The sequence below is a fragment of the Cupriavidus phytohabitans genome, from assembly GCF_000426345.1.
Taxonomy (GTDB): domain Bacteria; phylum Pseudomonadota; class Gammaproteobacteria; order Burkholderiales; family Burkholderiaceae; genus Cupriavidus.
In genome coordinates, this window is the sequence record NZ_AUFE01000090.1 from 1 (window position 1) to 15,683 (window position 15,683).

Sequence of the window (15,683 nt, forward strand, 5' to 3'; positions counted from 1 at the left end):
TCCGCATGGGCCCGCCTCGTAGACGATGCGGATCCGGCGCGCTTTAGACTGCAGGCGCTTGCACAGGCGATCGATATCGGCCTTCGAGGTACCGATCCTGCCAAGCAGTTCGACCTCGCCCGCGCCGAGTGCGTAAGCGACCGTGATCGAGTCCTTATGGACGTCCAAGCCGACATACAGCGTGCTATCGTGTTCCATGCTGGCCTCCGCGCTGGAAATCGCCTGGGTGTGGCACTGTCCACACCGTGCGGCTCTGGCAGTCATGCTAACCCGCGTTTGATTCCTCGCGGCAGGCCAGCCTTTTGCCCCACCCTAGGGGAGTCATACTGACTAATTCCGGATTTCCAGTCCAGCAAGAGAAGCACGTAGTCTGTGAGGAACCGGAATTCGCCAGACTACGATCTCCAATAAATCAATGAGTTAGCAGCCAATTTCGTCGTGTCTCGCCCGTCTCAAAACCGGAATTAGCCGGACTGCCGTGAACAAGCGCGAATTAGCCGGATTACCCCCAGGAGCCCCTAGCGCACACTTTGCGGGCATTCATCCCCACCTCCAGGTGCGACTTGGTTATAGGTGCTCCTGCCAGGCAGTGGCTCTTGCCGACCCATCTCTGCCGCTCATCTTCGTTTGGGAAGCGACAGCTTTCCTGTATGAGCGGCCCTTCGCTCCAGTGGGACGGAGAGCCGCAGCCGATCCGTCTTGGTCGCTCTCGCTTCGTATCGCACTGGCAGCTACCCTGGAAGAAGGTGTCGTTCGAATGCCGGCGCGAGTCCGTGAACCCCATTAGGCGTCGCTACGGTCGATCTCGGGTCAAGAATCGGCGTGGCGGAGTCGAGAAAGACCTCGCCAAACGTGCACGTTCCAATGTTTGCGCTTGTCCTCGTCAGTTCACTGCAACAAGTGCTTAAAATTGCACGCCAGAGGCCGGCGAAAGTGCACTGGCTGACATCGCGGGAGGGACGTGCCATATGAACATCACGCTGCGCCAACTCAAGTATTTTGTCGAGATCGCGCAAAGCCGTAGCTTCTCGCGCGCCGCGGAGCGGTTGCGGGTAGCCCAGCCCGCTCTCAGCCAGAACATCTCTTCGCTGGAGGACAGTCTGGGTGCGAAGCTATTCGAGCGCCATGCTCGTGGCGTCGAACTCTTGCCCCCCGGCCAGCGGCTGCTGGCGAGCGCCATCGACATTCTTGCCCGGACGGACGCCCTGAAAGACGAGATTGACGGACGCGCGAGCCTTCCGACTGGGAATGTGCGTCTGTCCATTGCCGGATCCATTGCCGGCGCTGTCATTGGGCCGCTGCTCGGCGCCGTGGCGTGTGACTATCCCGGCATCGAAGTGACCGTGCGCGAAAGTATGTCTTTCGAATCGCGCGCGCTCGTCGAGTCGGGGCAGGCGCATCTGGCCCTGATGCCGAGCCCATCGGAAATCCAGGGCATGGCCTCCATGCCGCTCTATGAAGAGCGATTTCTGTTGTACGGCACGCGCGCGGCCATGCGCCGCAAGCCAGAGACAATGACGTTCGCGGAGGTGGCAGAACTTCCACTGGCCGCGCCGGACGGCGCGCATGACCTGCGCAAGATCATCGAACGTGCGGCCAATGCCATTGGCCGTTCCCTTGATGTCCGGTACGAGCTCAACAGCCCGCAGATGCTGATCGCGCTGGCACGCGACGGACTTGCGTACGTTGTCATGCCGCCCAGCGCCTGCCTCGAGGCCGTCGCGGCCAAATCCATCGCCGGTCGCCCGGTAATGGAGCCCGAACTGACCCGCATCCAGGCGCTGGTCTGGCCCGAGGACCGTCCCCTGTCCCCTGCTACAGCGGCAATTCGTGACCTCATCGCTCGCATTGTCGGTGGCCTGGTGGAGAGCGGCGCGCTGCCCGGCCGCAAGGTCGGGGCGACCTATAAGAAAAAATGAAACCTTCGTAGTCCGAGACAGTATTGGTTTCGGCGCAGCGGCTTGATTAGAGTTGTCTCCAGAGCGCACTGAGACGCCTTCGATGGAGACAAGCATGGCAAGCAAAAATGTTGTGGTCATCATGTCCGATGAGCACGACCCGAGAATGATGGGCTGCTCCGGGCATCCCTTCGTGAAGACCCCCAACCTGGACGCACTGGCCGCCCGTGGCGTGCGTTTCCCCAACGCCTACACACCCAGCCCGATCTGCGTCCCGGCCCGTGCGGCCTTTGCCACGGGCCGGCGGGTGCATCAGGTCCGCCTCTGGGACAACGCCATGCCCTATACCGGCGAGCAGCGCGGATGGGGCCATGCGCTCCAGGAGCGGGGCATCCGCGTCGAGAGCATCGGCAAACTGCATTACCGCAACGAGGAGGACCCGGCGGGCTTCGATGCGGAGCACCTGCCCATGCACGTGGTCGGCGGCCATGGCATGGTCTGGGCGTCGATCCGCAATCCGTTTCGTCCGCGCGAAAACGGCCCGCGCATGCTGGGCGAGCACATCGGCCCTGGCGAATCGTCGTACACGCAATACGACCGGGCGGTAACGCAGCGGGCGGTGCAATGGCTGGAGGAGGCGGCACAACGCCAGGAAGACGGCTTCGTCCTGTACGTCGGCCTGGTCGCGCCGCATTTCCCCTTCGTCGTGCCGGACGAGTTCTACAACCTCTACCCCACCGACCGCCTGCCGGAGCCGAAGCTGCACCCGCGTACCGGCTATGAACAGCATCCCTGGGTCAAGGAGTATTGCGAATTCATGGCCTCAGAAAGGCAGTTCGCCGATGCCGACGAACGCCTGCGCGCCTTCGCCGCGTACTACGGCCTCTGCACCTGGCTCGACCACAACGTCGGCCAGATCCTCGGGGCGCTGCGCGACAACGGATTGGAAGACTCCACGCACGTCATCTACACGTCCGACCACGGCGACAACCTCGGTGCGCGCGGCGTCTGGGGGAAGTCGACCCTCTACGAAGAAAGCGTCAAGGTCCCGATACTGCTGGCCGGCCCGGATGTACCGTCCGGCGTGTGCGGCACCCCGGTCGACCTGCTGGACCTGTTCCCGACGATCCTGCAAGGCGCCGGCATCGATCCGGCGACGGAGATCGATGACCGGCCCGGCCGCTCCCTGTTCGAGCTTGCACGCTCGGCACCGGAACCGGAGCGAGTCATCCTCAGCGAGTACCACGCCGCGGGCAGCAATGCGGGTGGCTTCATGCTGCGCAAGGGATGCTGGAAGTACCACTATTACGTTGGCTTCCCCCCCGAGCTGTTCAATCTGGAGACCGATCCCGAGGAACTGACCGATCTGGCTGGCGATGCGGCATACGCCCCGGTATTGGCCCGCATGCACAATGCCCTGCTGGCGATCTGCGACCCCGATGCCGTTGACCGGCAGGCCAAGTGCGATCAAGCCGCCCTGATCGCGCACTACGGCGGCCCCGACGTGGCCCATACGCTCGGCTCGTCCACATCCACCCCCGTGACGGCGAAGACCGCCGCATAAGACAGGAAGTGACATCATGGACGAACAGCTTCAACTGGCACCGGCGACCGAGATCGACGAACGCTTTCTCAGGGACTGGAGCGGACTCGCCGTCGGGCGGCCCTCCCGGGTATTCCGTCCCATTTCAACCGAAGAAGTCGCGGCCATCGTGCGGCGGTGCCACGAAGAAGGGCGCCGGATCACGGTGCAGGGCGGTCTGACCGGCGTGGCCGGCGGCGCGGTGCCCGGCGAGGGTGACGTGGTGATCAACCTGGAACGCATGAACCGGATCGAAGAGATCGACGCCCTCGAAGGCGTGATGCAGGTCCAGGCCGGCGCGACGCTGCAGCAGGTCCAGGAGGCGGCGGCAGACCAGGGCTGGATGTTCGCGGTCGACCTCGGCGCGCGCGGCAGTTGCCAGGTCGGCGGAAATGCGTCGACGAATGCCGGCGGTATCCGCGTCATGCGCTACGGGACCATGCGCGACTCCGTGCTCGGCATCGAGGCCGTGCTGGCCGATGGCACCGTTGTCTCTTCGCTCACTCGCCTGGTCAAGAACAGCACGGGACTGGATCCGCGTTTCCTGTTCATCGGATCCGAAGGCACGCTGGGGATCATCACACGATTGACCTTGCGACTGCATCCGCCCATGGGCGATCTGGCGGCAGCGTGGGTGTCGGCCGACCGCTTCGAGGCGCTGCCGCAACTGTTGCGTGCGCTCAAGCGCCGGCTGGGTTCGGCGATGTGCGCGTTCGAGTTCATGTCCGACCGCTTCATCAGTCTTGCGTCGCGCCTGACCGGGCAGCCGGCGCCGGTCGCCGGAGCGCCGTGGCATGTGCTGATCGAGGCGGCCGGCAATGCCGGGCAATTGATGGATGACGCGCTGCAAGCAGCGTTGTCCGATGCCCTGGATGCAGGCCAGATCACCGACTGCGCCCTTGCGGCGTCGCTGTCGCATCGCGAAGCGTTCTGGCGCCTGCGCGAGTCGATCCCGGAAGTCCTCACGCATCTCAAGCCGGCTGCGACGCTCGACCTCGGCCTGCCGTGGAGCGAGACTGCCAGCTACATCGGGCAACTGGAAGCCGCGTTGCGGGAGCGCCTGCCGGATGCGGAGCACCTGTTCCTCGGGCATCTGGGCGACAACAACATCCACCTGATCAGCGGCCCTGTCGACGACGCCGGCCTGCACCTCGTCGACGAACTGGCCTACGCTGCACTGAAGGGCCGCGGGGGCACCGTCAGTGCCGAGCATGGCGTTGGCCGGTTGAAGAAGGAATACCTCCTGGTATCGCGCAAGCCTGAGGAAATCGCGCTGATGCGGCGCCTCAAGCAGGCGATGGATCCTGCCGGCATACTGAATCCCGGCCGGATATTCGACTAGCGCTGGAGATCCACATGCATCGCAGAACCTTCATGGGCGCGCTGGGCGCGTCGCTGCTCGCGACGCTCGAGCCGGCGTGGGCGCAGGGCTATCCCAACGCGCCAGTCAGGATGATCGTGCCCTACGCGGCCGGGGGCGGGGCTGACGCCATCGCCCGCCTGCTCGGACAGGGGATGGGCAACGAACTCAGGCAGAGCTTCGTGGTTGACAACCGTCCCGGAGCTGGCGGAATGATGGGCGCCGAGGCTGTCGCCAAGGCGTCCCCGGATGGCTACACCGTGCTCGTCGCCGGCAATCCGGAACTGACCATTACGCCGTGGCTGCAGGCGAAGACGTCGTATGCGCCGATTACCGACTTCACGCCGGTCGTCCTGATATCGCAGTCGCCAAACGTGCTCGTCGCCAATGCATCGCTCGGCGCGAAGACCTTGCGCGCGGCGTTCGACGCGGCAAAACGCAGGCCAGGCGGCATTTCGGTCGGCACGCCCGGCAACGGGTCACCGCAGCACATTGCGCTGGAGTTGTTGCGGGCGCAAACCGGGCTCGACATCGTCCACGTTCCTTACAAGGGGGCCGGCCCCGCCACGGTGGCCGCGCTGGGCGGCGAGGTGACCTTCGCGCTCGTCGGTGCGCCCCCGCTGCTACCGCACATTGCGTCCGGCAAGCTGGTGCCACTCGCAGTCACGCAGCCTCGTCGCTCGCCGCTGCTGCCGAACGTGCCGACGCTTGGCGAGGCGATGGGCGTCATGCGGGACGACGATTTCGTGGCGTGGTACGGCCTGCTTGTGCCATCACGCACGCCGGCGGACGTCGTCGCCCAGCTTGAGAGGGCGGCGTTCACCGTGCTCAAGCGGCCGGACACCAAGGCGAGGTTTTCGGCAATCGGGACGGATCTTGTCAGCATGCCGGGTGCGCAATTCGCAGAACGGATGCGCAGCGAGTCGGCGCGTTACAGAGACATTATCAGGCGCTTCGGTATCAAGGGGGCGTAGCTCCCGCCAGCCAAGGCTGGCGTCGTGATTGGCCCTTTCTGCAAAGTCAGGGCCTACTGATTCTCGAAGCCCGCACCCGCCTATCAGGCAGAAGTGGAAAACCGTTATGCTGGCGAGCCTTGGTGGTTCGCTGGAACGACTTCATCATCTACGGCGTCTTCGCGCGGGAGATCGCCACGCAATTCTTTCCAGCGACAGATCCCGTCGCTTCGCTGATTGGCGCCTTCGGCGTCTTTGCGCTCGGGTACGTTTCGCCGCTCGGCAGTGCCATCCTGAACAGCCTGGGCGACCGATTCGGCCGGCGCGTGGTCTTCCTGGTCTCGGTGCTGGCGATGTCGGCCACGACCATCGGCATTGGTCTGGTCCCCGGCTATGCGGCCATTGGCATGGCCGCACCGGTGCTGCTCGTGCTGCTCCGACTCTTGCAAGGCTTCGTCCTTATCTCGGATTGCCCGCCTGCTGTCAGGCCATTTCACTGGCAGCTTCGCCAGCCAGCGCGACTTCCGTCTCGTCGGTCACCGTGCTTTCCGCTATCGCGCTGTCGTCTTCGGAAACCATGTCGCCCAGACCGATGACGACCGTGATATTCGGCGTCCAGTTCTTGCGGTCCGTGCTGACCTCGGCAAACGTGGTCACCGTTGCGGTGTAGCCCTGCGCTCTGAGGTCGTCGGCCAGCCGTTGCGCGCGCGGTTCAAGCGCTGCTTGCGGATTGTCTTCGTTAATGTCGAGTACCAGTCTGGTCTCGAATTCTTCCTTGCCCTTCTGGATTGCCGTTTGCATTGCCTTCAGTTGCTTGTTCGCGAGCGCGACGAGCTTGCTGTACCTGGATTCTTCCTGGCTGGCGCGCAGTGCTTTGGCGGCGTTGATGATTTCGGTGCGGTCCACGAACATGATTGCCTTTCGAGGTGGGGAGAGAAAGCAGGCGCCGCACGGGCTTGACTTCAGGAGCCAGCTTTTCCGGGATGCGACGATAACTGTATAAATATACAGTGCTCGCCAGCTAACCGGCAAGGAGCAGGTAAAAGTCCAGGATGCGCCTCACTTAAAGCGGCGTTGCTCGGGAGTGATCGAGTCCCGCGCATGGTGAGAGAGCACGATACCTCTCCGGCTCCGGCTGAGGCTGGGTAGCTTGTAGTGAGCCGTAGGGGAGCAACTGGCTGAAGTCAACCGTCATGAAGACCAAGTTGAGAGAAGCCGACCGGCGTCTTACGACCCTTCACAGTAATCGGCAGCAGCGCTCCGCTCCAGAGCGTCTTATTCGCCGCGCGGGTATTCCCTCTGTTGAGTTCTATGCCCGGTTATTATTTAATTCAGCGTGAATTAAATAATACGACAAACATCGACGAAGCTGGAGCCTGCCGAGGCGTATCAAAAGAGTTGATAACGGCACTCAGTACGGCGAGCCTGAATACAAGACGCAAGGCCTGGATCGTGGTTGCTTTGCGGGACTGTTTCCTGGCTTGCGCCGGCAGGGTCACTCTCACATCGCCTTGTGGCCAGGAAGAGCAACCGAAGGAGACAGACATGGATGCCCCTATTCAACGGAAGGGGCTGCCGAGACGGGCGAACGAGCACGCTATCGGCCGCCCCTCCCGGCGCTCGCCTGCGTTCGACAACGGGGTAAATCCATCAGGCTGACGCCGAATGACGTGAGCGATTCCATCGCGAGGTCGCTTCGATAGATCGGCCGGTGAGGCGCTGTCGGAGTCGCCAGCCACAAAGGGCAAGTCAGGGTATGAGGTCTGTTCGAATTCTTGCGAACGGGCGGGATGATATTGCCTCTTTTCTGCCATGACGAGATTCTGCGGCGCGCACCATGGGACCATTTTCAAAGCTAATTCAGGAATTGACGCAGGTAGTGGAGGGACAGATGTTTCTGGGGTATCGCAATCAATGGCTGTGTGCCAGGGCCGTGGCGGCGGCGATCGTGTTGCTTGTATCGGCGGTCGCGAATGCGCAGGGCAGTATCACCCTTTATGGGCGAGTTGCCGGCGGCGTCGACTATATGAACAAGATCGCCACCGGAAATGGGCAAACCGGCGATTTGCTGCGTTACGGCAGCAATCAGTGGGGGGTAAGCCTGTGGGGGCTCCGGGCCAAGGAGGACCTGGGTGACGGTCTCAGTGCGGTGATGAACCTGGAGAGTGCATTCTCATCGGGTGACGGGCAGGGAGCGGGTCTGGGCCTCTTCAGTCGCTACGCTGTTGTCGGGCTTTCCAGCAACACATACGGAACCCTGTGGCTTGGTCGCGCCATGGGCTTGCCTGACTCGGAGGGCTGGACCGTCGATCCGATGGGTATGCAGGCCATCAGCATTGGCACACTTCAAAATGGCAGAAGTTGGGGGTCCCGTGGTAATGCCATCACCTACACTTCACCGGACTGGGGAGGACTCTCGTTCCGGGCGCAGGCAGGCCTCAATGGTGCCGCAGGAAATTTCAACGCTGGCAGGCAGTTAGCTGGTAGTTTGAGCTACGAGAACGGCCCCATTTTGATCAAGGGAATTTACGAAGAAATCCGAGATGCCAAAGGGGAATTTACCAATCTATACACTGCTTCACGCCTTTATGAGGCCGGCGCCGCGTATGTGGTAGGCCACCTGAAACTGTTCGGGGGCTATAGTCTCACTCGCTCCGGCGGCGCAACGGTGGCAGACGCCGACAATCCGATGGCCGCTAACAAGCAGCAACAGTTCTGGCTTGGCGCGAACTACCAAGTATCGCCAGCGCTGACGTTGATTGGTGGTGCATACAGGGCAATCCGGAACAATTCTGCCGGCAACGGAACCCTGCTTGCACTCGGCGCAAACTACTTCTTCTCAAAGCGCACCCTGTTGTATGGGACGGTTGGTACCGTCATGAACGGCGGAAATGCGGCGTTCTCCGTCGAGGCTGGCAGCAACAGGCCTCTGGCGGGTGCAAGTCAGCAAGGCATCTATACCGGCATCGTGCACCGGTTCTGACTTGCAGGCGTTAGGTGCGATGCACGGGCGCCTGAGCCCGCCGGTCTGGCGGCGCGTCGTCGTTCCCGAGCACTTGACGCTCGGACAGTTGCACCATGTCATCCAGGTCGTCATGGGTTGGGCCGACGAACATCTGCACACATTCAGCATTCGTGGCAGATACGGCGAAGCGCATGAAGGCGTCCTGCAGTTCTGCACCGTGGCGAATGAACTACCGCTGACCGCGTTTCATCTCCGCGAACACGAAGGCTTAGCCCCCGGTTTGGCGCGGTCTCCGACGTCAATTGCAAAGAGGCGAAAAGCTGGGCCCTAGAATTCACGAACAGCTCGCACAAGTTGGACGTAACCCGAAGCTCGTGCGCTCGTTCTTTAGGCATCCATCTGTCCGCTACATTTCTGACTTATGAGTAAATGACCGGTTACACTGACCTGCGCGAAGGGGTACTGCGGGGCGAACAGAAGATCGAACCAAGCCTCAAAGGCCTGCGCTGGACGCTGCTCAAGGATCGCGACGGCTTGCCAGCCGCACAGCGTGCCGAACTCGACGCGTTGATCGCCAACGTCACGACCAAACGCACTGCCCGTGCCTGGCTGTATCGCGAGCAAGCGTGAAACCCGCATGACGGCTGGCGCGCTTCCGCCGATCACGAAGGCCGCTTGGCAAACAGCTTGCCGCGCGCGGCGGCCGTGATAGCGGCGACTGCCGGGTGCGTGATGCGACGCTCGACCGAGATCGCGTAGAACTCCTCCATCAGGTCGAGCGGCATGCCCAGCGGCACCACGTGGTACTGCTGCGCGATCTCCTCGGCCAGCACGGCCGGCGCGGCGAAAACGCCTTGGCCTTCGCGGCCGAAGGCCTTGAGCAGCGCGCTGTCGTCGAACTCGGCGGCCACCGGCGGCGCGAGCGCGTGCTGGCGCAGCCAGGCGTCGAGCCGCGGGCGTAGTGCCGTGTGCACGGTGGGCAGCAGCAGCGGCATGCCGGCCAGGCAGGCGGGAAAGGCCTTGCGCGCGCGCCGGGCCGTCCAGCCCGTGGCCTGGAGCAGCCGGGACGCGGCGAAGAAGGCCACACCCGTGCGCCCCAGCAGATGGGTGTAGACGCGCACGCTCAGGCTGGCGGGCGCGGGCACGTCGGAGACGACCAGGTCCAGTCGATGCACCGCCAGTTCGCCCAGCAGGCCCGTGAGTCCGCCCTCGTGGCACGCCAGCCGGGGCGGCTCGGGCAGAGCCATGGCGGGCTCCAGCACGTGGAAGGTAACGGCCTTGGGCACCGAGTCGGCGATACCCACGCGCAGCACCGCGGTGCGCCGCGCGTCGCGCCCCGTCGCCAGCGCCTCCTGCAGCGAGGCGCCCAGGGCAAAGATCTTATCGGCATAGCGCATCACGAGGCGACCCGCGTCGGTGGGCTCGACGCCGCGCCCCACCTTGCGCAGCAGGGTCTGGCCCAGGCGCTCCTCCAGCTGCTTGATCTGGCCGCTGAGCGTCTGCGGCGTGAGGTGCAGCTGCTCGCTGGCGCGCACAATGCCGCCCGCGCGCAGCACGGTCCAGAAGTAGTGCAGGTGCTTGTAGTTCATGCCTTTCCTCGGCGAAAGAAACTTCGTTTTTTTTGAAGTGTCTTGCGTATTTTCTGATTTTTCTCTGATCGTTGCGTACCTACAGTGCGACCATCGCCACCGCACGATGGAGCACGAACCATGAAATGCTCGCACTGCCCCGCACCCACGCTGGTCATCGCCGAGCGCAGCGGCATCGAGATCGACTACTGCCCGCAATGCCGTGGCGTATGGCTCGGCCGCGGCGAACGGGACAAGCTGGTCGAACGAGCGCAACACGAATACGCACCCACGCACGGCAACATGGGCTTTGAGCGCCTGCCTGCGGGCAGGCGCCGCAAGTCCTCGTGGTTCAGTGCACTGTTCGACTGATGTCACCTGGCACTGCTTTCTGAACACGAATCGAGGAACACCCCCATGCGAATCTACCCCCGCAACAGCCCAGAAGCCGCCGCGCGCATTGTGGCACTCATCATGGTGGCCGACGGCCACGTCAGCCGCAGCGAGGTGGCGACTCTCGACCGGCTGCACGCCGGCACCTGGCTGGGTCTCGCCCCCGCCGACAGCGCGCGCGTTGCGCGAACTTTCGGAAGACCTGATGAGCAGCGCGTTCGCGCTCTGGGGCAGCTCCTGCCACATCGACGAGGACCTGCTGCGGGCGCTACTGACCGATGTGGACGACCCTGCACTGCGCGCGGGCACGCTCGCGTTGTGCTGGGACGTGGCGCGTGCCGATGAGCACCTCTCCAGCGCCGAGGAAAGCCTGCTGGCCCAGACGGCACGCCACTGGGGCCTAGCGCCGCGCACCATGGCGCAACCGCAATAAGCGGCCGCGCAGTGACCGGCACGATCCGCACCTCTGCTTGCACCTATCGCCATGACTGAATTCCTCCACACCAGCTTCCTGGGCCAGGCCGTCTGGCTGTGGCTGGTCTTTGCCAGCGTGGTGGTGGCGCTGCTCGCCTTCGACCTGGGCGTGCTGCACCGCGACGACCACGAGATCGGCATCCGCGAGAGCCTGTGGCTGTCGGGCGGCTACATCGGCGCCGCCATGCTGTTCGGCGGCTGGCTGTGGTGGCTGCTCGGCGCCCAGAGCGGCCTCGACTACTTCACCGGCTTCATGATCGAGAAATCGCTGTCCATGGACAACGTGTTCGTGATCGCGATGATCTTCTCGTTCTTCGCCATCCCGGGCCAATACCAGCACCGCGTGCTGTTCTGGGGCATCCTGGGCGTGATCGTGCTGCGCGCGCTCATGATCGGCCTGGGCGCGGCGCTAGTCACGCAGTTTTCGTGGGTGCTGTACCTGTTCGGCGCGTTCCTGCTGCTCACCGGCATCAAGATGCTATGGATGACCAACCACACGCCCGACCTGGAGAAGAACCTGCTGCTGCGCTGGCTTCGCGGGCACCTGCGCGTCACGCCCGGGCTGTACGGCAACGCCTTCTTCGTGCGCGCGCCGCACCCCGCCACCGGCCGGTCCGTGACCTGGGTGACGCCGCTGTTCCTCGCGCTGTGCATGGTGGAGTTCGTTGATCTGATCTTCGCCGTCGACTCGGTGCCCGCGATCTTCGCCATCACCACCGACCCGTTCATCGTTTACACGAGCAATATCTTCGCCATCCTGGGCCTGCGCGCGCTGTACTTCGCGCTGGCGGCCATGATCCACCGCTTCGCCTACCTTAAGTACGCGTTGGCCCTGGTGCTGGTGTTCATCGGTGGCAAGATCTTCTTGGTCAACCTCGTGGGCAAGATCCCCTCGCTGCTGAGCCTGGGTATCACGGCCGGCCTGATCGCCGGCGGCGTGCTCGTGTCACTGTGGAAGACGCGCGGCGCGGCATCCCAGAGGCCGGCAGACCAAGCTCCGGATGCCAAGGCCCGTACCCTGGAGCGTTGATCCCCGCCCGCGGCCTTGGCCATGACGAGGCCTGGCTGATTGCGCCGCATGGCGGTCCCATGCGGGCAAAGTCCAAGGGGCTGGCCTGCGCCGGGTCTAGCAGGCATAACCCGGGCAGCAGGTGGGGTGGGCAGCGGCGCAGGCGATCCGCAGCGCCAGTTGGTCGTGCAGCCGCAGGTCGTTGCGGAAGCAGAACAGCACCGTGCTCATGACGGACCAAGGGGGCGGTGCGCCTGGCCGTGCGAGCGGCGGCAGCGGTCGGAGCAGTACTTCACCGCGTCGCAGACGCGCGCCCAGCGCCTGCGCGCACGGCCGCCATGTGCCGTAGTGCCATTCACGGAGCGGGCAGGATCACCTTGTCGATCACATGCAACACGCCGTTGCTGGCGAACACGTCAGTTGCCACGATGCGCGAGGAGCGTCCCCGCTGGTCCGTGATCGTGAGCGCAGGCGTGACCGTGAAAGTGCCGCCCTGGACAGTCTTGATGGGCGTGTTTACCGGCACCTCGGCCTTGAGCACGCGGCCGGGCGCGACGTGGTAGGTTAGCACCTGGGTCAGCAGCGGCTTGTTGGCAAGCAGCTGGTCCTTGGTCACGCCCAGCTCGCCCAGCAGCGCGGCGAAGGCTTCGTTGGTGGGGGCGAACACGGTGAACGGACCGGCGCCGTTGAGCGTGTCCACCAGGCCCGCGGCCGTGACCGCCTCGACAAGGATGCTCAGGGAAGGGGTGCCTAGTGCCGTCTGCACCAGGGTCTTGTCCGCCGGCAGCAGCACCTTGTCGATGAGATGAATGACGCCGTTGGACGCGATGATGTCGGTCTGCACGATCCGGCTGCTGCGGTTGCGGCCATCGGTGATACGCAGCGCGGAATCCACCAGGTCGATCTTGAAGACGCCCCCCTCCAGCGGCGTGATGGCCTTGCCCAGCGGCACCTGCGCCTGCGTGACCTTGGCGCCCAGTACGTGGTACTTGAGCACGGCCGTCAGTAGTGGCTTGTTGGCCAGCAACTGTTCCTTGGTCACCCCCAGCTCGCCCAGCAGCGCGGCAAAGGCGTCGTTGGTGGGGGCAAAAACGGTGTACGGGCCGGGGCCCGACAGGGTGTCGGCCAGCTCCGCGGCCGTCACGGCCTCCCCCAAGATGCTCAGGCGGGTGTCGCTTTTCGCCACCTCAGTGATCGTGCCGGGGTCGTTGTCATCGCCCCCTCCGCAAGCCGCCAGCAGGGCCACCAGCGACAGCACCAAAGCCTTCTTGAACCCGTTTAGCATGTCTTGTCTCCTGAACAAAAGATCAATTCACGTCATTGCGCGCAACCAGTGTGTGTGGTGTCCCGTGTCGTTGCCTCCTTGCGATGGGGTGGATTGAAAAAGTGCTCCTTCCGTGGATAAGGCTTACCAGTCCGCGCGCCGCAGCGCGGGCAGTCAGCGCCGCACGAACAGGTTCGGCGGGTCGTGTTCCCAGGCCGCCTGGTGGTCGTACACGCGGGTGCCGTGGTGGGCCATTCCTGCCAGGCAATGCGCTGCTGGCGGCTCCAGCGGGCCACGGCCTGCTCGCGCACGTAGCTGTCGCCATTGCCTTGCCGGTTTCCTCGTGCGAGGCCAGCCGGGCAAAGGGCCGCTGCCCATGCAGCCGTGCAAGCACGTCGGCCACCTCGCCCACGGCGATACATCGGTCTTGGCTCGCTCGAACGCGTGATCGAGCCGCGCCAGCTCGTACCAGCGACCCTGGTAGCGCTGCAGGTCGAACGGCGTGACCGCCGCCACGAGGGGCAGCGGGCTGGTGCTGGCGCAGCCCGCGTGCAGGCCAGTGCCCTCCAGCAGCGCGAGCAGCCCCAGGCGGCCGGACCGGGACCGGCGCTGCAGTGGCGAGGAAAAGACGATTGGGGTGGTGTCCATGGGATGCCCTCCAAGGGCTCAGTGGGTATGGCGCCACTGCGCCACCAGGGACGGCAGCCCCGACAACTGCTGCACGGCGCTGATGCCGTCCAGCGGTTTCTGGTACAGCGCCGTGCATGAGCCGCCCACCCACAGGGCGGTCGTCGCAGGCAGCTGGCCGCGCAGCTCGCGTAGGCTGGCCTGCACCACCGCGGCGTTGTGCACATTGCTGAAGCTCAGGGCCACCACGTGGGCGCGGTGGGCCTGTGCGGCCTGAGCCACGTCCCCCACCGGGGTCTGCGTGCCCAGCGAGACGCAGGTGCAGCCCTCGAGCGTTAGCAGCGCCTCGACCATCAGCAGCCCCAGGCTGTGCAGCTCCTGGGGCAGGGTGGTGAGCAGCACCTTGGGTTCCTGCGGAAGGGGCAGCGGCGCGAGCGAGGCGATGGCATGGCGCATCACGCCGGTGACCACCTCGGTGAACAGGTGTTCCTCGAACACCTCAAAGCGCCCCTGAGCCCATGCGTCACCCACGGCCGTGGTCAGGGGCGCCACCAGGTCCGTGACGAAGGGCGCCAGTCCCATGCGAAGTTGGGCGTGACTGAGCGCGTGCCGCAGGGTCTGGGGGGCGTGTGCACCAATGGCATCGAGCAGTTCCGCGATTGCCGGGGAAGAGGCGCTGTCGCCGGCATTTGTCCTGGACAAAGCCATGGGCGCGGCGGGGACCGCCTGGGCCAGCAGGGCGTGCAGCGCCGCGCTGTCCAGGCCCACCACCTTGCCGGGGCGCAGGCCCGCATCCAGCAGCCGGCGGATGAGCTTGAGCTGCTGCACCTGGGGCGCGGTGTACAGCCGGTCGCCTGCGGCATCGCGCAGCGGCTGTGGAAAACCGTAGCGCCGTTCCCAGACGCGCAGGGTGTCCTTGGCCAAGCCCGTCTCGCGCTCCACGGCGGCAATCGGCAGGCCGGCATCGCCGCCGGAGGCGGTCAGCGTGCTCATGCCGCGGCCTCCGTGCGGCGGGCCGGCGTCAGGGGCGGAAGGGAGCGGTGGGAGGGGGTCATGGACAAAAAGGGAATGTTAGCCCTATTTGTCTAGGACAAAAAAACAGTTTTGTCCAGTACGTTACGGCAAAGAATCAGCGCACGGGGGGCTGCCGCCGGCACCCCGCCGGAGATCGCGTCTGTGCGGTGGCCTCGAGGACCGCATCGCGGAATACGACCAAGCAATCGGCGGAATCGCCCGCACCGACGGCGCTGAGACTGCGCTTAGCCGTCTGGGCCTCGTACCAAGAAGACCACGAAACCGAAGGCACCCAAGCTTGTTTCCGACGAGTTGATTGACCAGTTGCTGGCCCAGGTCGAGAACAAGGACGCCGAGTCGATTCTCGGCGAATCAGGCCTGGCCCTGCTCAAGAAGCGGTTGGCCGAGCGCATGCTGGCCGCCGAACTGACCCACCATCTGGCTGCTGAGGCCAAGGAAGGCAGGAGCCGCAACCACCGCAACGGCACCAGCCCAAAGACCGTCATCACGCCCAATGGCGAACTGGAACTGGACATTCCACGCGACCGGCAGGCCACCTTCGAGCCGCAGCTGGTG

At 64.5% G+C, this 15,683-nt stretch carries 17 protein-coding genes and 3 pseudogenes; 12 read left to right on the plus strand and 8 right to left on the minus strand.

Features of this window, described 5'->3' with window-relative positions; translation table 11 throughout:
- Positions 1-198, minus strand: a pseudogene (locus tag K309_RS38000) (IS110 family transposase); the annotation flags it as partial.
- A 770-nt stretch (positions 199-968) separates the two neighbouring features.
- On the opposite strand from K309_RS38000, the gene K309_RS0130795 reads away from it, so the two are divergent.
- The 4 genes from K309_RS0130795 to K309_RS0130810 all read left to right on the plus strand — a co-directional run bounded on the left by K309_RS0130795 (position 969) and on the right by K309_RS0130810 (position 5,814).
- On the plus strand, positions 969-1,919 hold the full coding sequence (locus K309_RS0130795; protein ID WP_029049910.1) for a LysR family transcriptional regulator: 951 nt from the start codon (positions 969-971) through the stop codon (positions 1,917-1,919).
- Between the two features lie 82 nt (positions 1,920-2,001).
- Positions 2,002-3,462, plus strand: a complete 1,461-nt coding sequence (locus K309_RS0130800) for a sulfatase-like hydrolase/transferase (RefSeq protein ID WP_232232556.1) — start codon at positions 2,002-2,004, stop codon at positions 3,460-3,462.
- Positions 3,463-3,478: 16 nt separating this feature from the next.
- Complete coding sequence (locus tag K309_RS0130805) at positions 3,479-4,822, plus strand: FAD-binding oxidoreductase (RefSeq protein WP_029049912.1); 1,344 nt, start codon at positions 3,479-3,481, stop codon at positions 4,820-4,822.
- Positions 4,823-4,836: 14 nt separating this feature from the next.
- The gene (locus K309_RS0130810; RefSeq protein WP_035878635.1) at positions 4,837-5,814 is read left to right on the plus strand and encodes a Bug family tripartite tricarboxylate transporter substrate binding protein; all 978 of its coding nucleotides are present in this window, start codon (positions 4,837-4,839) and stop codon (positions 5,812-5,814) included.
- 104 nt (positions 5,815-5,918) lie between these two features.
- Here K309_RS0130810 and K309_RS42105 read toward each other — a convergent pair whose 3' ends face one another.
- Both K309_RS42105 and K309_RS0130820 read right to left on the minus strand, forming a co-directional pair.
- Complete coding sequence (locus K309_RS42105; protein ID WP_156914504.1) at positions 5,919-6,242, minus strand: hypothetical protein; 324 nt, start codon at positions 6,240-6,242, stop codon at positions 5,919-5,921.
- A 34-nt stretch (positions 6,243-6,276) separates the two neighbouring features.
- A complete protein-coding gene (locus K309_RS0130820; RefSeq protein WP_029049915.1) occupies positions 6,277-6,705 on the minus strand; it encodes a hypothetical protein in 429 nt (142 codons plus the stop codon).
- A 979-nt stretch (positions 6,706-7,684) separates the two neighbouring features.
- Between K309_RS0130820 and K309_RS0130825 the strand changes: the two genes are divergently transcribed.
- The 4 genes and pseudogenes from K309_RS0130825 to K309_RS0130835 all read left to right on the plus strand — a co-directional run.
- Complete coding sequence (locus K309_RS0130825) at positions 7,685-8,776, plus strand: porin (protein ID WP_029049916.1); 1,092 nt, start codon at positions 7,685-7,687, stop codon at positions 8,774-8,776.
- A gap of 19 nt (positions 8,777-8,795) precedes the next feature.
- Positions 8,796-9,089: an IS1096 element passenger TnpR family protein gene (locus tag K309_RS40730; protein WP_232232557.1), complete on the plus strand. Its 294-nt coding sequence runs from the start codon at positions 8,796-8,798 to the stop codon at positions 9,087-9,089.
- A pseudogene (locus K309_RS42640) lies at positions 9,052-9,183 on the plus strand (IS630 family transposase); the annotation flags it as partial. The gene K309_RS40730 and the pseudogene K309_RS42640, both read left to right, overlap by 38 nt.
- Positions 9,184-9,223: 40 nt before the next feature.
- Positions 9,224-9,382, plus strand: a pseudogene (locus K309_RS0130835) (ISL3 family transposase); the annotation flags it as partial.
- 38 nt (positions 9,383-9,420) lie between these two features.
- On the opposite strand, the gene nhaR reads toward K309_RS0130835, so the two are convergent.
- The gene (nhaR, locus tag K309_RS0130840; protein ID WP_029049918.1) at positions 9,421-10,347 is read right to left on the minus strand and encodes a transcriptional activator NhaR; all 927 of its coding nucleotides are present in this window, start codon (positions 10,345-10,347) and stop codon (positions 9,421-9,423) included.
- A gap of 120 nt (positions 10,348-10,467) precedes the next feature.
- On the opposite strand from nhaR, the gene K309_RS38005 reads away from it, so the two are divergent.
- The 3 genes from K309_RS38005 to K309_RS0130855 all read left to right on the plus strand — a co-directional run bounded on the left by K309_RS38005 (position 10,468) and on the right by K309_RS0130855 (position 12,223).
- Positions 10,468-10,698 (plus strand): TFIIB-type zinc ribbon-containing protein, encoded by a 231-nt coding sequence (locus K309_RS38005; RefSeq protein WP_035878637.1) that lies wholly within the window; start codon positions 10,468-10,470, stop codon positions 10,696-10,698.
- A gap of 226 nt (positions 10,699-10,924) precedes the next feature.
- A complete protein-coding gene (locus tag K309_RS40735) occupies positions 10,925-11,152 on the plus strand; it encodes a TerB family tellurite resistance protein (RefSeq protein WP_051320699.1) in 228 nt (75 codons plus the stop codon).
- Positions 11,153-11,203: 51 nt separating this feature from the next.
- Positions 11,204-12,223 carry a TerC family protein gene (locus tag K309_RS0130855; RefSeq protein ID WP_029049919.1) on the plus strand — a complete coding sequence of 340 codons (1,020 nt, stop codon included), beginning with the start codon at positions 11,204-11,206 and terminating at the stop codon, positions 12,221-12,223.
- A gap of 206 nt (positions 12,224-12,429) precedes the next feature.
- Here the strand turns inward: K309_RS0130855 and K309_RS44155 are convergent, their stop codons facing one another.
- The 4 genes from K309_RS44155 to K309_RS0130875 all read right to left on the minus strand — a co-directional run bounded on the left by K309_RS44155 (position 12,430) and on the right by K309_RS0130875 (position 15,086).
- On the minus strand, positions 12,430-12,561 hold the full coding sequence (locus K309_RS44155; protein ID WP_369796553.1) for a DUF2256 domain-containing protein: 132 nt from the start codon (positions 12,559-12,561) through the stop codon (positions 12,430-12,432).
- Positions 12,558-13,487, minus strand: coding sequence for a fasciclin domain-containing protein (locus K309_RS0130865; RefSeq protein ID WP_029049920.1), 930 nt, complete (start codon positions 13,485-13,487; stop codon positions 12,558-12,560). The genes K309_RS44155 and K309_RS0130865 overlap by 4 nt, the downstream gene beginning before the upstream one ends.
- A gap of 153 nt (positions 13,488-13,640) precedes the next feature.
- A complete protein-coding gene (locus K309_RS43340; protein ID WP_029049921.1) occupies positions 13,641-14,114 on the minus strand; it encodes a lipocalin family protein in 474 nt (157 codons plus the stop codon).
- An 18-nt stretch (positions 14,115-14,132) separates the two neighbouring features.
- Entirely contained in the window at positions 14,133-15,086 is a 954-nt protein-coding gene (locus tag K309_RS0130875) for a MerR family transcriptional regulator (protein WP_029049922.1), read from the minus strand.
- A gap of 333 nt (positions 15,087-15,419) precedes the next feature.
- Here K309_RS0130875 and K309_RS0130880 point away from each other — a divergent pair.
- Positions 15,420-15,683: transposase (locus K309_RS0130880; RefSeq protein WP_029049923.1), on the plus strand; the 264-nt coding region annotated here is incomplete at its 3' end.

What these genes read in the sequence shown, in the direction of transcription:
- K309_RS40730 (WP_232232557.1), top strand. Translation starts at nt 8,796, where the DNA reads ATGCACGGGCGCCTGAGCCCGCCGGTCTGGCGGCGCGTCGTCGTTCCC.
- nhaR (WP_029049918.1), bottom strand. Translation starts at nt 10,347, where the DNA reads ATGAACTACAAGCACCTGCACTACTTCTGGACCGTGCTGCGCGCGGGC.
- K309_RS0130800 (WP_232232556.1), top strand. Translation starts at nt 2,002, where the DNA reads ATGGAGACAAGCATGGCAAGCAAAAATGTTGTGGTCATCATGTCCGAT.
- K309_RS38005 (WP_035878637.1), top strand. Translation starts at nt 10,468, where the DNA reads ATGAAATGCTCGCACTGCCCCGCACCCACGCTGGTCATCGCCGAGCGC.
- K309_RS40735 (WP_051320699.1), top strand. Translation starts at nt 10,925, where the DNA reads ATGAGCAGCGCGTTCGCGCTCTGGGGCAGCTCCTGCCACATCGACGAG.
- K309_RS0130855 (WP_029049919.1), top strand. Translation starts at nt 11,204, where the DNA reads ATGACTGAATTCCTCCACACCAGCTTCCTGGGCCAGGCCGTCTGGCTG.
- K309_RS0130810 (WP_035878635.1), top strand. Translation starts at nt 4,837, where the DNA reads ATGCATCGCAGAACCTTCATGGGCGCGCTGGGCGCGTCGCTGCTCGCG.
- K309_RS0130875 (WP_029049922.1), bottom strand. Translation starts at nt 15,086, where the DNA reads ATGAGCACGCTGACCGCCTCCGGCGGCGATGCCGGCCTGCCGATTGCC.
- K309_RS0130805 (WP_029049912.1), top strand. Translation starts at nt 3,479, where the DNA reads ATGGACGAACAGCTTCAACTGGCACCGGCGACCGAGATCGACGAACGC.
- K309_RS0130865 (WP_029049920.1), bottom strand. Translation starts at nt 13,487, where the DNA reads ATGCTAAACGGGTTCAAGAAGGCTTTGGTGCTGTCGCTGGTGGCCCTG.
- K309_RS43340 (WP_029049921.1), bottom strand. Translation starts at nt 14,114, where the DNA reads ATGGACACCACCCCAATCGTCTTTTCCTCGCCACTGCAGCGCCGGTCC.
- K309_RS0130825 (WP_029049916.1), top strand. Translation starts at nt 7,685, where the DNA reads ATGTTTCTGGGGTATCGCAATCAATGGCTGTGTGCCAGGGCCGTGGCG.
- K309_RS0130795 (WP_029049910.1), top strand. Translation starts at nt 969, where the DNA reads ATGAACATCACGCTGCGCCAACTCAAGTATTTTGTCGAGATCGCGCAA.
- K309_RS0130820 (WP_029049915.1), bottom strand. Translation starts at nt 6,705, where the DNA reads ATGTTCGTGGACCGCACCGAAATCATCAACGCCGCCAAAGCACTGCGC.